Source organism: Sphingopyxis sp. SE2 (genome assembly GCF_032227185.1).
Lineage (GTDB): Bacteria > Pseudomonadota > Alphaproteobacteria > Sphingomonadales > Sphingomonadaceae > Sphingopyxis.
In genome coordinates this window covers 3,594,649-3,606,904 of the sequence record NZ_JAPMXW010000001.1, presented here as the reverse complement: position 1 = coordinate 3,606,904, position 12,256 = coordinate 3,594,649, and the positions used below count along the sequence as shown (strand labels likewise).

14 protein-coding genes are annotated in these 12,256 nt (G+C 66.2%); 2 read left to right on the top strand and 12 right to left on the bottom strand.

From position 1 onward, the window contains the following. Positions 1 to 36 precede the first annotated feature (36 nt). Both fliD and fliS read left to right on the top strand, forming a co-directional pair. On the top strand, positions 37 to 1,407 hold the full coding sequence (fliD, locus tag OVY29_RS17280) for a flagellar filament capping protein FliD (protein WP_037557395.1): 1,371 nt from the start codon (positions 37 to 39) through the stop codon (positions 1,405 to 1,407). Positions 1,408 to 1,429: 22 nt separating this feature from the next. Continuing rightward, the gene (fliS, locus tag OVY29_RS17275) at positions 1,430 to 1,819 is read left to right on the top strand and encodes a flagellar export chaperone FliS (RefSeq protein WP_037557396.1); all 390 of its coding nucleotides are present in this window, start codon (positions 1,430 to 1,432) and stop codon (positions 1,817 to 1,819) included. Positions 1,820 to 2,204: 385 nt separating this feature from the next. Here fliS and OVY29_RS17270 read toward each other — a convergent pair whose 3' ends face one another. From OVY29_RS17270 to OVY29_RS17215, 12 genes are all read right to left on the bottom strand, one after another. Next, positions 2,205 to 3,266 carry a sigma-54 interaction domain-containing protein gene (locus OVY29_RS17270; RefSeq protein WP_037557397.1) on the bottom strand — a complete coding sequence of 354 codons (1,062 nt, stop codon included), beginning with the start codon at positions 3,264 to 3,266 and terminating at the stop codon, positions 2,205 to 2,207. A 180-nt stretch (positions 3,267 to 3,446) separates the two neighbouring features. Then, positions 3,447 to 4,310, bottom strand: a complete 864-nt coding sequence (locus tag OVY29_RS17265) for a flagellar motor protein MotB (protein WP_037557398.1) — start codon at positions 4,308 to 4,310, stop codon at positions 3,447 to 3,449. Continuing rightward, complete coding sequence (motA, locus tag OVY29_RS17260) at positions 4,310 to 5,173, bottom strand: flagellar motor stator protein MotA (protein ID WP_037557399.1); 864 nt, start codon at positions 5,171 to 5,173, stop codon at positions 4,310 to 4,312. The genes OVY29_RS17265 and motA overlap by 1 nt, the downstream gene beginning before the upstream one ends. Positions 5,174 to 5,290: 117 nt before the next feature. Continuing rightward, positions 5,291 to 6,121, bottom strand: a complete 831-nt coding sequence (locus OVY29_RS17255; RefSeq protein WP_313911797.1) for a flagellin — start codon at positions 6,119 to 6,121, stop codon at positions 5,291 to 5,293. A gap of 13 nt (positions 6,122 to 6,134) precedes the next feature. After that, positions 6,135 to 7,460, bottom strand: coding sequence for a flagellar hook-associated protein FlgK (gene flgK / locus OVY29_RS17250; RefSeq protein WP_037557401.1), 1,326 nt, complete (start codon positions 7,458 to 7,460; stop codon positions 6,135 to 6,137). Then, positions 7,457 to 7,774: a rod-binding protein gene (locus tag OVY29_RS17245; protein ID WP_037557402.1), complete on the bottom strand. Its 318-nt coding sequence runs from the start codon at positions 7,772 to 7,774 to the stop codon at positions 7,457 to 7,459. Before OVY29_RS17245 ends, flgK begins: the two co-directional genes overlap by 4 nt. Then, complete coding sequence (locus OVY29_RS17240) at positions 7,771 to 8,880, bottom strand: flagellar basal body P-ring protein FlgI (RefSeq protein WP_052182463.1); 1,110 nt, start codon at positions 8,878 to 8,880, stop codon at positions 7,771 to 7,773. The genes OVY29_RS17245 and OVY29_RS17240 overlap by 4 nt, the downstream gene beginning before the upstream one ends. A 13-nt stretch (positions 8,881 to 8,893) precedes the next feature. Next, a complete protein-coding gene (locus OVY29_RS17235) occupies positions 8,894 to 9,553 on the bottom strand; it encodes a flagellar basal body L-ring protein FlgH (RefSeq protein ID WP_037557403.1) in 660 nt (219 codons plus the stop codon). Continuing rightward, positions 9,534 to 10,319: a flagellar basal-body rod protein FlgG gene (flgG, locus tag OVY29_RS17230; RefSeq protein ID WP_037557404.1), complete on the bottom strand. Its 786-nt coding sequence runs from the start codon at positions 10,317 to 10,319 to the stop codon at positions 9,534 to 9,536. The genes OVY29_RS17235 and flgG overlap by 20 nt, the downstream gene beginning before the upstream one ends. A 23-nt stretch (positions 10,320 to 10,342) precedes the next feature. After that, positions 10,343 to 11,086 carry a flagellar basal-body rod protein FlgF gene (gene flgF, locus OVY29_RS17225; RefSeq protein WP_037557405.1) on the bottom strand — a complete coding sequence of 248 codons (744 nt, stop codon included), beginning with the start codon at positions 11,084 to 11,086 and terminating at the stop codon, positions 10,343 to 10,345. A 35-nt stretch (positions 11,087 to 11,121) separates the two neighbouring features. Then, positions 11,122 to 11,949, bottom strand: coding sequence for a flagellar hook-basal body complex protein (locus tag OVY29_RS17220; protein WP_037557406.1), 828 nt, complete (start codon positions 11,947 to 11,949; stop codon positions 11,122 to 11,124). A 4-nt stretch (positions 11,950 to 11,953) separates the two neighbouring features. Next, positions 11,954 to 12,256, bottom strand: a complete 303-nt coding sequence (locus OVY29_RS17215) for a flagellar hook assembly protein FlgD (protein ID WP_037557408.1) — start codon at positions 12,254 to 12,256, stop codon at positions 11,954 to 11,956.

Sequence of the window (12,256 nt, the reverse complement as noted above, 5' to 3'; positions counted from 1 at the left end):
GCGCGCCGCCGTTAAGCAGTGCGAAGGATATTTGCCATGGTCAGTTCAATCGCCAACAGCCTCGGGTTCGGCTCGGGCCTCGACGTCAAACAGCTCGTTACCGACCTGTCGAACGCGTCGCGTGACCCCAAGATCGCGCGCATGACCGAATTGACGCAGGCGAACCAAACGCGGATCAGCGCGCTCGCGCAGGCGCGCGCCGATCTCGACGGATTCGCCGATTCGCTGAGCCAGATGGTCAATGACGGCACGCTGCGCAGCACGCCCACCGTGTCGGATGAAAGCGTGCTCGGCGCCACCAGCCGCGCGGGCCTTTCCGCCGACAGCTTTGCCGCGACGGTCGTCGTGAACCAGCTCGCGCGCGCGCAGACCAATTATTCGGGCGTTGTCACCGACAAGACCGCCGCGATCGGCGCGGGCACGATGACGCTGACCGTCGGCGGCGTCGCCAAGACGATCACGATCGACGCGACGAACAACAGCCTCGACGGGCTTGCGAACGCAATCAACGCGAGCGGCGCGGGCGTCACCGCGTCGATCATCGCCGACGAAGGCGGGCATCGCCTGATCCTGAAAGGCCCGACCGGCGAAGCGGGCGCCTTCACCCTCACCGCCGATGCCGGCGCCGATCCGGGCCTCTCGGCCTTTACCACCGGCGGCGGCATGACCGAGGGTCAAAGCGCCGCCAACGCCGAATTCACCATCGACGGCATCGCTTTCAGCCGCGCGACCAACATCGTCGACGACGTCGTCCCGGGCATGTCGCTCACGCTCAAGAAAGCGGCGCCGGGTCAGCCCGTCGATATCGGCGCGAGCCGCCCGCTCGACATGATCAAGCAGACCGTCGGCGATTTTGTCGCGGTCTATAACCAGCTCAAGAAAAGCCTCGTCGCCGCATCGAGCCTGTCGGGCCCGACGACCGGATTGCGCGAACTCGAACGCGAACTCGGCGGGCTCCTCCACAAGGTGGTTTCGAGCCACGGCAGCATCAACCAGCTGTCCGACATCGGCGTTTCGGTAACGAAGGAAGGTCTGCTGTCGGTCGACAATAAAAGGCTCGACAAGGCGCTCGAAACCGACGCCGGCGCGGTCGAGGCGCTGTTCAACCCGCGTCGCGACGCCACCCACACCGAACAGAGCGACCCCGGCATCGCCTTCGCGCTCGACGCGATCCGCGACAAGGCGGTCGGGGTCAATGGCGCGATCGATCGCGTGTCGAAATCGCTCGACACGAAAAAGGAAAATCTCGCCGACCAGCTCGAGAAGATCGAGGAACGCGAGGACGCGTACAAGAAGCGCCTCGAGAAGCAATATGGCGCGCTCGAAGCGAAGCTGGCCGCGTTCAAGGCGACGCAATCCTATCTGGAACAACAGATCAAGCTCTGGTCGAATCAGGGCAATGACTAACCAGAGCGTGGGGACCAGGACCGTGACCGCTACCGCCTCGACCGTCCGGGCGACCGGACTTTATCGCCGCTTGCAGAACGAAAGCCGCGCCGCCGCCGCCGACCCGATCGAGCTGGTGACAATGCTTTACGACGAGCTCGAAACCGCCGTCGGCGTCCTCGCCGCGATGGTGCGGCAGGGGCAGCGCATTTCGGCGACCGAACCCGCGCATCGCGCGCGCGCGATCCTGATCGGCCTCGACGTCAATCTCGACCGCGACAAGGGCGGCGATGTTGCGACCGCGCTCTCGCGCGTCTACCGCAGCATGCGCCGCAAGCTCGACGATGCCGTGGCGGCGAACAGCGCCGAGGGGCTTTCCGAACTTCTCGAAGGAATCCTGACGATCAGCGCCGCCTGGCGACAGCTTCGTTAGCGCCCATTGCGCGCAATCTGAAATATCCGCATCCCCCGAGCGAAGACGAGGAGCTATGCCGAGCGAAGTCGAGGCTGCGACGTTTTCGGTTCTCGCTCCGCTCGAACGGGCCCCTCGTCTTCGGCCAAAGGCCGAAGTTTATCCTGAGCGCCCGCCAGAGCAGTCGATGGGCTCGGGGATGCGGATCGGATTTGACGCACGCCGCTCTCGCACTGATCATAACGAACGGCCCGCCCGTCGTATGAAGGAGCCGGCCGGTGCCGTTCATATTTGATAACCTGATGGGTACCCGGCCGCCCTAGGTGGGGACGGGCGGCCGGGTGGTGCGGGAGCGGACCAGAGCCCCCTTTTTCAGCGGGTGCTGAAACCTGTGTCGCGCGGGCCGTCAGGCGGCCTGCTGGTGGACGCCATATTTGCGCATCTTCTCGATCAGCGTCGTGCGCTTCAGCGTCAGCAGGCGCGCGGCTTCCGAAATGATCCCGTCGGCGAGGTCGAGCGCGACGTGGATCTGTTCGAGTTCGATCGTCTCGATCTCGCGCTTGAGGTCAATCGGGCGGCCCGGTGCCGGCGTCTTGGCATAGGGCGTCGCGGGCGTCGTGAAATCGTCCGCGCCGGCCTGCACCGCGGCGGGACTGCTGGGGACAGCCGGCCGGGGTGCAAGCGCTGCGGTGGGGTTCAAAAGCATCGCGACATCGTCGGCGCCGAGCGTCTCGCCGCCGTGGAGAACACTGGCGCGTTCGACGAAATTGCGGAGTTCGCGCACATTGCCCGGCCAGGCGTGCTGCATGAGGAGCGCCATCGCGGCGTCGTCATAGCGGCATTTGGCATCGGCCGGCATCCGGCGCTGGAAGTGGCGGACGAGCGCCGGAATATCCTCGACGCGGCTGGCCAGGCTGGGGACCTGGAGCACAACCACGCCGAGCCGGAAGAACAGGTCTTCGCGGAACTTGCCTTCGGCGATCGCGGCGCCGAGATCCTGATGGGTGGCCGAAATGACGCGGACGTCGACGGCCTTCACCTCGCTGCTGCCGACGCGGACGATCGTCCGGTCTTCGAGCACGCGGAGCAGTTTCACCTGCATGTCGAAACGCATGTCGCCGATTTCGTCGAGGAAGAGCGTGCCGCCCTCGCTCGCTTCGAAATGACCGATGCGGCGGGCATGGGCGCCGGTGAAGCTGCCCTTTTCATGCCCGAACAGTTCGGATTCGATAAGTTCGCCGGGGATCGCGCCGCAGTTGATCGCCGAAAAGGCCTTGCCCGCACGGACGCCTTCGTCGTGGATCGCCCGGGCGACCAGTTCCTTGCCCGAGCCCGACGGGCCGCAGAGCATCACCGAAGCGTTCGATCGCGCCACGCGGCGGATCATCTCGCGCAGCCGGCAAACCGCCGGGCTCGACCCGATGATCAGCGCTTCGAGCGCTGCATTATTGTTGTGCCCCAGTGTCATTTTGGTCTCCACCGCACCGCCCGCTCGGTGCCCCTTCGATGGACTCAGCAATTGACGAAACTGGTAAACAAAAGCTTATTTGGTGCTCGCTAAGCTATTCAAAACAAAGGGATATCGCCAAAATGAAAGCATTAACGCCACAAACGCGTTAACTATCGCCGATATGCTGCCAAATTGGCACTAATCGTTCACCGACCGCCACCCGAGGGTGATCGAGATACGGCGATTGCGCGGATCGAATCGGTCGGAAGGGACATAGGGCTCGCGATCGGCGACCCCTTCGATTCGCGCGAACCGCTCCGACGCGATGCCGCGGAACGAAAGATAGTGGCGCGTGACCTCGGCGCGGTCGACCGACAGGCGCCAGTTGTTGGTGCCCGATTTCGCCGACCAGGGTGCAGCGTCGGTGTGCCCGCGGATCATCACCCGGTTGGGCACTTCGGCGATCAGCGCCGCGACCTCGGCGAACAGCTTCGCGCCGGACGGGGTCAGTTGACTGGTGCCGATCGCGAACATCGAGACGTCGGCGTCGTCGACGATGTCGATGCGCAGCCCTTCGAGCGTTTCGGTGAAGCGCAGGTTGCGCGCGAGGCGCTTGAGGTCGGCGCGGCTCTGGAGCCGCTCCTTCAGCGACTGGGCGAGCGCGTTGAACTTTTTCGATTCGGCTTTGCGTTCGCGCCCCGACGCCTCGCGCGGGCCGCCGACCGCATCGCGCGGGATCGTCATCGCGCGCGTGCCCGTTTGTGCGGCGCCATGCGGATAGCGATCCGCCGCCACCAGCGAATCGCCGCCGAACAGGCCGTTCGATCCCGCGGTTTCGGTTTTCGTCTGCACGATCGTCGGCGCGAAATAGTCGGCGAGCGCCTTGCGCTGGGCCTCGTTGGTCGCGCCGAGCAGCCACATCAGGAGGAAGAAGGCCATCATCGCGGTGACGAAGTCGGCATAGGCGACCTTCCACGCGCCGCCGTGGTGGCCGCCATGCGCTTCCTGAATCACCTTCTTGACGATGATCGGCCGCGGCGGCGTGTTCGGGCGCGCGGCCATCAGCGGCCTCTCATGCCATCAAAGACTTCGGCGAAGCTCGGCTGGTTATGATGGTCGACGCCCGAACGCGCTGCCTCGATCACCAGCGGCTGCGGATGGCCGTGGAGCGAGGCGATGATCAGCTGCTTCACCGTGTGATAGATGGCGCCGTCGCTTTCGATCACCGTCTTGGCGCGCGTCGCGAACGGGCCGACGAGGCCATAGGCGAGCAGCACGCCGAGAAAGGTGCCAACAAGCGCCGAGCCGATCATCGCACCGAGGATCGCCGGCGGCTGGTCGATCGAGCCCATCGTCTTGACGACGCCGAGCACCGCCGCGACGATGCCGAGCGCGGGGAGCGCGTCGGCGAGGCTCTGCAAGCCTTCGGCGGGCTTCAGGCTGTGGTGGTGGTGGCTTTTCAGCGCATTGTCCATCACCTCCTCGACCGCGTGCGGGTCGAGCGTCCCCGACGACACGACCACCAGACGCAGCGTGTCGCAGATCAGATGGACGAGCGTGTCGTCCTTCAAAAGCTTGGGATATTGCTGAAAGATCGTCGAATTCTTCGGATCCTCGATATGCGGCTCGACCGCGACCGGCCCCTCAGTGCGCATCATCTTCATCAACGTCGAGACGAGCAGGATGCAGTCGAGATAATCCTGCTTCTTGTATTGCGGTCCCTTGAAAACCTTGCCGAGCCCGCCGGCGAGCGCCTTCAGGTCGGCGCCCGAATTGCCGATGATCAGCGAGCCGAGCGCCGCGCCGCCGATGATCAGCATCTCGTGCGGCAGCGCGTGCATCACGGGGCCGAGGTTGCCCCCGGTCAGCGCAAAGCCCCCGAAGACCAGCAGGATCAAGACGACGATGCCGACAACGGGAAACATGTGCGCGCAACTCCATTCGGGACCCGGCTGTCGAGGCCGGCCCCGCAAACTCAGGCCCCCACTAACTCGGGGACGTCTTGATGATTAACGGCAGCGCCGTCGCAAGATTGAGGGCCGTCAGCCCAAAATATCGAACAAGGTCTGCCGGTTGATCTTGGCGAAGGCCGCCTGCGCGGCCTGCAGCGTCAAATCCTGCGCATGGAGCTGGGCGATCGCCTCTTCGAGATTGGTATCCTCGACCACCGAGCGTTCGTCCTTGAGCGCGATCCCGCGCGATGCAAGACCGTCGCCGATGCGGTCGAGGCGACCGCCCGACAGGCCGATCTTGGCATGTTCGTCGGCGACGTGGCTGATCGCGGTGTCGAGCGATCCCAAGGATGCGTTCATTCCCGCCTTGTCGTTCGCGGCGACTGCCATCGCGGCGTCGCGGATTCCCGTCGACAGGCTGTTGCCCCCGACGACAAAAACATCGGCCGCCGACGGTACCGGCGCAAAGGTGACGTCAGAATCGACGCGCATCACGCGCGCGGCGCCGGCGGCGAATACCGGATCGCCGTTCGAATCGCGGGTCGCCGCGAGCGCGTCGAGCTCGTCGGCGATCGTCCCGAGTTCGGCCGCAATCGTCGCGCGGTCGGTGGGGTTCGCGGTATCGCTCGCGGCGGCGAGCGTCAGCTCGCGTGCGCGCGACATCAGGTCGCTCACCGATTTCATCACCCCGTCGGCCTGCGACACGAGTGCCGAGGCCGAATTGACGTTCGCCGACCAGGCGGCCATGCTCGCCTGCGTCGTGCCGATCGTCGCGATGCGGCGCGCCGCGACCGGATCGTCGGACATTCGGAGGAGCTTCTTGCCGCCCGAAATCTGGATCTGCGTCCGCTCGAGCGCGTCGGCGAGCTTTTGTTGGCGCGCGATTTCGCGCGTCATGCGATTGCCCACGGCGTTGATCATCGTCCCGGCCTCCTTACAGCGAGCTCAAGAGCGTTTGCATCGTTTCGCGCGCGACCTGGATCGTGCGCGCGGCGGCCGAATAGGCCTGCTGGAAGCGCAGCAATTCGGCCGCCTCGGTGTCGAGATCGACCTGGCTGACCCCATCGCGCGCGGCGGCCGACGCGTCGGCGCGCGTCGCGGCGGCGGCATCCTGCGCGCGCGACGACGCGACCGTCTGCGCCTGCGAGGCCATATGGCCCGACCAGCGCGCCTCGGGATCGTCCGCCCCCCGCATCGAGCCGAACGCCAGCATATTGCCGTTGCTGCCCGACGCGTCGGCGGCCGCCACCTGATCGGGGGTCAGCGTCGTGGCGGTCAAGGTCGCGGCGCTGGTGCCCGTGAACAACGGCTGCCCCGGATTGCCGCCGGCATCGGTACCCGCCTGATGCGCGGCGTTGAGCTGGGTGGCGAAATCACTCGCCATCGTGTCGAGCGCGGCGCGCTGGTCGGCGACATGGTTCGCCCCCTCGGCGAGCCCGGCGAGCGATCCCGTCGAGATGGCAAGCGGCGATCCGCCGATACTGTACGACAGCCGCCCGTCGGCCGCGGCAGTCACCGAAATCGGGTTCACAACCCCGCCGCCGACAAGCAGGTCGCCCGATCCGGCGGCGCGCAGCGTCACCGCGCCATTATTGTCGAAACTCGCGCTGACCCCCGCCTGCGACGACAATTTGTCGAGCAATCGGTCGCGCTCGTCGAGCAGGCTCGCTTCGTTCGTCGATCCCGGCCGCGCCTTGCGCAGCCCGATGTTGATCTGTTCGAGCGCATCGAGGTTCGCGTTGAACGTGTCGACCTCGCTCGCGGCGGCGCCCTCGATCCCCTCGCCCATCTTGTCGAGTTCGTTCGCGGCGGTGCGGAATCCCGATGCGATGTCGTCGACCGACTGCAGAAACTGGGCGCGCAGCGTCCGGTTCGACGGATCCGAGGTCAGCTGGTCGGCGGTCGTATAGAGGTTGGTGAGGCCGGTCTTGATCCCGTTCGTCTCGTCGCTCAAGGCGCCTTCGACCTTGCCCAGCCAGTCGAGCTTCGTCGCCGCGCGTTCGGCATCGCCCGAGGTGAGGCGCGAATCCTCGATCAGCCACGCGTCGACCGAACGGTCGAGGCCGCGGATGTCGACGCCGCCCGGATTGGTGTTGCCGCGATAGAAGATCGAATTGCCGCCGCCGACGGCTTCCATCATTTCGAGCCGCCGCCGCGCGTATCCGGGCGTCTGGGCGTTGGCGATATTGTCGCCGATCGTCGAGAGCGCGCGCGAATAGGCCTTGAGCCCGCTGTAGCCGATGCCGAGCAAGTCGCTCATTGCACGCCTCCGCCCGAGCGCGTGGCAAGCCCGCCGAGCGGTCCGCGGAACTGCCGCTCGACCATGTCGGCGATGCCGAACTGGCGCATCGCGGCGAGGCTGTCGGCGGTGCGCGCGTCGGCCATCTCGCGGAAATTGTCGGTCGCGCTCGACCCGAAGATGTCGTCGGCAAGCTTCGCCTGCCGCATCGACGCCATCAGCTGGCGCAGGATCACGGCTTCGAACGCCTCGGCCGCCTTGCGCAGCCCGCCGTCGCCGCCCCCCGCAGCCGCGGGGGTGGGCGTCGCCGAAACGGAAGAAATGGGGCTCGTCATATGATCACCAGTTCCGCAGTGAGCGCGCCGGCCTGGCTCAGCGCCTCGAGGATGGCGACGAGGTCGCCGGGGGGAACGCCCAGCCGGTTGATCGAATCGACCAGATCGGAGAGCGAGGCATTGGGGTTCATCAGGAAGGCCGGGCGATAATCTTCGGTGACTTCGATCTCGCTCGATGGCTCGATCGCGGTCTGGCCGCGGCTGAACGGCGCGGGCTGGACGACCATCGGCGCTTCCTTGATCGACACGGTGAGCTTGCCGTGGCTGACTGCGGCGGTACCGACGCGGACCGCGCCGTTGATCACCACCGTGCCGGTGCGCGCGTTGACGATCACTTTCGCCGGCGGTTCGGCGCGCGTCACGCCGAGATTCTCGATCTGCGACATCAGCCGCATCCGCTCGTCGCCGTTTCCGCTGGCGCGGATCGCGATGCTCGCGCCGTCGATCATCGATGCGGTGGCGGGGAGCGCGGCGTTGATCGCGTCGGTGACGCGCTTCGCATTGGTCGCGTCGAACTGGTGGAGGTTGAAGGTCAGATAGCTGGCGGTCGCAAAGCCGGTGTCGACCGCGCGTTCGACCGTCGCACCGCCCGCGATGCGCCCGCTCGACGGCACATTGACAGTCAGCTTCGACCCGTCGGCGGCATCGACGCCGAGCCCGCCAATGACGAGGTTACCCTGCACCATCGCGTAAATCTGTCCGTCGGCGCCATAGAGCGGCGCGAGCACGAGCGTGCCGCCGCGTAAGGATTTTGCCTTGCCGATCGCCGAGACGGTGACGTCGAGCCGCTGGCCGGGCTTGGCGAAGGGCGGCAGTTCGGCGGTGATCATCACCGCCGCGGCGTTCTTGAGCGCCGGGTTCACTCCGGGCGGCAGCGTCAGGCCGAAGCGCGACACCGCGCCGCGCATGCCCAACGTCGAATAGTCGAGGCTGTCGTCGCCGGTGCCGGCGAGGCCCACGACCAGGCCGTAGCCCGTCAGCTGGTTCGCGCGCAGCCCCTGGAATTGGCCCATGTCCTTGATGCGCTCGGCGTGCGCGGGCGCCGCGAAGGCGAAGCTCGCGAGCAGCAGCGCAAAAAGGGTGAACAGGATCGGACGCTGGGTCACTTCAAATTCCTTGTTAGAAGGGGCTGATGATCGAGAAGAAACGCTGCAGCCAGCCTTGCCGGCTCGCGCGCGCGATCTCGCCCTTGCCGACGTAGCGGATGTGCGCGTTGGCGACGCGGGTCGACAGGATGCGGTTGTCGGGGCTGATGTCGATCGCGCGCACTATCCCCGAGATCTGGACGCGCTCGTCGCCGCGGTTGAGGGTCAGGAATTTCTCGCCCTTCACCAGCATCGTGCCGTTGGGATAGACGGCGGCGACGGTCACGCTGACCTCGCCCGACAGCGCATTCGACTGCGACGCTTCGCCCTTGCCCTTGAACTGCTGGCCTCCCCCCATTGCTATATCGCTGGGGTTGAACAGCGACAGCGGTCCGGTGGTCGGCGGCGTGAGGCCGATATCGCCGTCGCGCTGGGTGCCCGCAGCATTGCTTTTCGTCGCCGCGGTGCGCTCGACGAGCTGGATCGTGACGATGTCGCCGACCGCGCCCGCGCGCCCGCCCGACGTCAGCGGCACATAAGCGCCCTGAAAGATCGAGCCGTTCGCCGGCGGCGGAGGAGGCGGCAGCGGCATCGACGCCGCAAAGGCGTCGGGCGGCAGCTTGTCCTTCGCGTGCGCCAAGACAGGCGCGAGCGCGACGGCCAGCATCGCCAGCCTAGAGAGTCTGCGACGCATTTTTCATCATCTCGTCGGTCGCCGAGATCATCTTCGAATTGACCTCATAGGCGCGCTGCGTCTCGATCATGTCGACGAGCTCCTCGACGACATTGACGTTCGATCCCTCGAGCATCCCGCCGCGGAGCGAGCCACGGCCTTCCTCGCCCGCGCCGCCAACGAGCGGCGCACCCGAGGCCTGCGTTTCGACGAGCATGTTGCCGCCGATCGCCTGCAGCCCCGCCGGGTTGGCGAAGCGCGCGATCTCGATCCGGCCGAGTTCGAGCGCGGTGCCGTCGGCGGCGGTCGCCGAGACGGTGCCATCGAGACCGATCGTCACATTGCTCGCATCCTCGGGAAGCTGGATCGCGGGGGTCAGCGGCTTGCCGTCCGACGTCACGATCGTGCCGTCGGGGGCGCGGCCGAAATTGCCCGCGCGAGTATAGCCGATGCGCCCGTCGGGCATTTCGACCTGGAAATAGCCGGCGCCGTCGATCGCGACGTCGAGCCCGTTGCCCGTCGTCTGGAACGCGCCCTGCGTATCGATGCGCGCGGTGCCGTTGAGTGCGACGCCGGTGCCGAGATTGAGCCCCGTCGCATAGCGATTTTCCGCGGTCGAAGGCGCGCCGGCCTGCGTCATCAATTGATAGCTCAGCGTCTCGAAGCTCGCGCGGTCGCGCTTGAAGCCCGTGGTGTTGACGTTGGCGAGGTTGTTGGCGATCACCTGCATCCGGAAGCCCTGGGCATCCAGACCGGTCCGCGCGACGTGCAAGGCACCGATACTCATTTCATATTCTCCTTGAGCGTGCTCTAACGGGGGAGCTGCATCAGATTGGCGGTCGCGCTGTCCATGTCGCGCACGTCGCTGATCATCTTCAATTGGGTGTCCCAGCTGCGGCTCGCCTCGATCATCTCGACGAGCGTGCTGGTCGCGGTGACGTTCGATCCTTCGATCGAGCGGGTGAGCAGCCGCGCTTCGGGGTCGTCCGGCAATATGCCGCCGCCCTTGACGCGGAACAGGCCATCGAGGCCTTTGACGATTTCCGACCCCGCGGGAGTCGCGAGCCGCAGCCGGTCGACCTCCTGCGGATTTTCGGGATCGCCGCCCTGCGGCACGACCCACACGCGGCCTTCCTGGTCGATGTTGATCGCGTCGGCGGGCGGGATCGTCACCGGGCCCTGCGTCCCCTGCACGGGGTTGCCGTCGCCGGTGGTGAGCAGCCCGCTCGGCGAGACTTGCAGGTCGCCGCGCCGCGTGTACGCCTCTTCGCCGTCCTTCGCCTGCACCACCAGCAAGGCATCGCCCTGCATCGCGATGTCGAGGTCGCGGCCCGTCTGGGTGACGGTCCCGGCGCGCATGTCGGCGCCGAGCACTTCCTCGGACGCCATCGCACGCGCGTCGAGCCCGCTGCCGTCGAGCCACAGCGACTGCGCATTGGCCATATCGGCGCGGAAGCCGGGTGTCTGCGCGTTCGCCAGATTGTTGGCGATCGCCGTCTGCCGGGACATGCTGCCCCGCATCGCGGTAAGGCTGGTATAGATGAGGCGGTCCATCTGGATACTCCCGGCAGGCGGTGGTCAGGGCTGCGTCAGCGCATGCCGATGATCGTCTGGGTCAGCTGCGACGCGCCCTCGATCGCCTTGGCATTCGCCTGGAAATTGCGCTGCGCCGACATCAGCATCACCAGCTCCTCGGTGATATCGACGTTCGAGCGTTCGAGCGCGCCCGAACGGACCGCGCCCATCGAGCCGCTGGTCGGGCCGTCGATCGTCGGCGGGCCGCTTTCGCCCGTCGACTGCCAGTGCGCATCGCCCGTCGGACGCAGGCCCGACATCGTCGGGAAGGTCGCCATCGCAACCTTGCCGAGCATCTGGTCTTCCCCGTTCGCGAAAGTCGCGGTGACGAGGCCGTCGAGTCCGATCGACACATTGACCAGCGACGCGGTCGGGTCGGACGGCGCGCCCGTGGGCAGCTGCATGTCGAAGGCGCCGGCGAGCGTGTTGTTGGTGACATTGCCGTCGGCATCGACGGGCAGCAGCTGCAGCTTCGAACCCGTCGTGTCGATGACATAGCCGTCGGGCGTCGGTTCGAACGAGCCGTTGCGCGTATAGGTGATCGCTTCGGTCGGCGGATTGCCCTTCACGATGAACAGGCCCTCGCCGACGATCGCCATGTCGAGCGTCTTTTCGCTCGCTTCGTACGATCCCTGCGTGAACTGCTGGGTGATGCCGTTGAGGCGCGTGCCCTGGCCCGCGATCGTCTTCGTCGACTGCGTCGGCGACGAGGCGAAGATATCGCCGAACTGCGCCTTGCTGCGCTTGAAGCCGACCGAGCCGGCGTTGGCGATATTGTTCGAGATGACCGACATATCGGTCTGCGAAGCCTTGAGGCCCGAGAGCGAGGTATAGAATGACATGGACTTATCCTTCCTGCGTGGTGGGAGCGGGCGCCGGGGTGGCGGCCTTGATGTCTTTGAGCAGCTGCGTCTGCGCGGTCAGCTGCTCCGAAATCTGCGCGAGCACATTGTTCGTCTCGCTGATCCCGGCGAGGCTCGAGAATTGCGCCATCTGAGCGACCATCTGCTGATTATCGACCGGGTTGAACGGATCCTGCTGCGACAGCTGCGCGGTCATCAGGCGGAGGAAATCGCTCTGATCCATCTGCTGGCTGGTGCCCTTGGGGTGGATCACGGGGTTGTTGTTGGTGATGCTGTTGACGCCCAT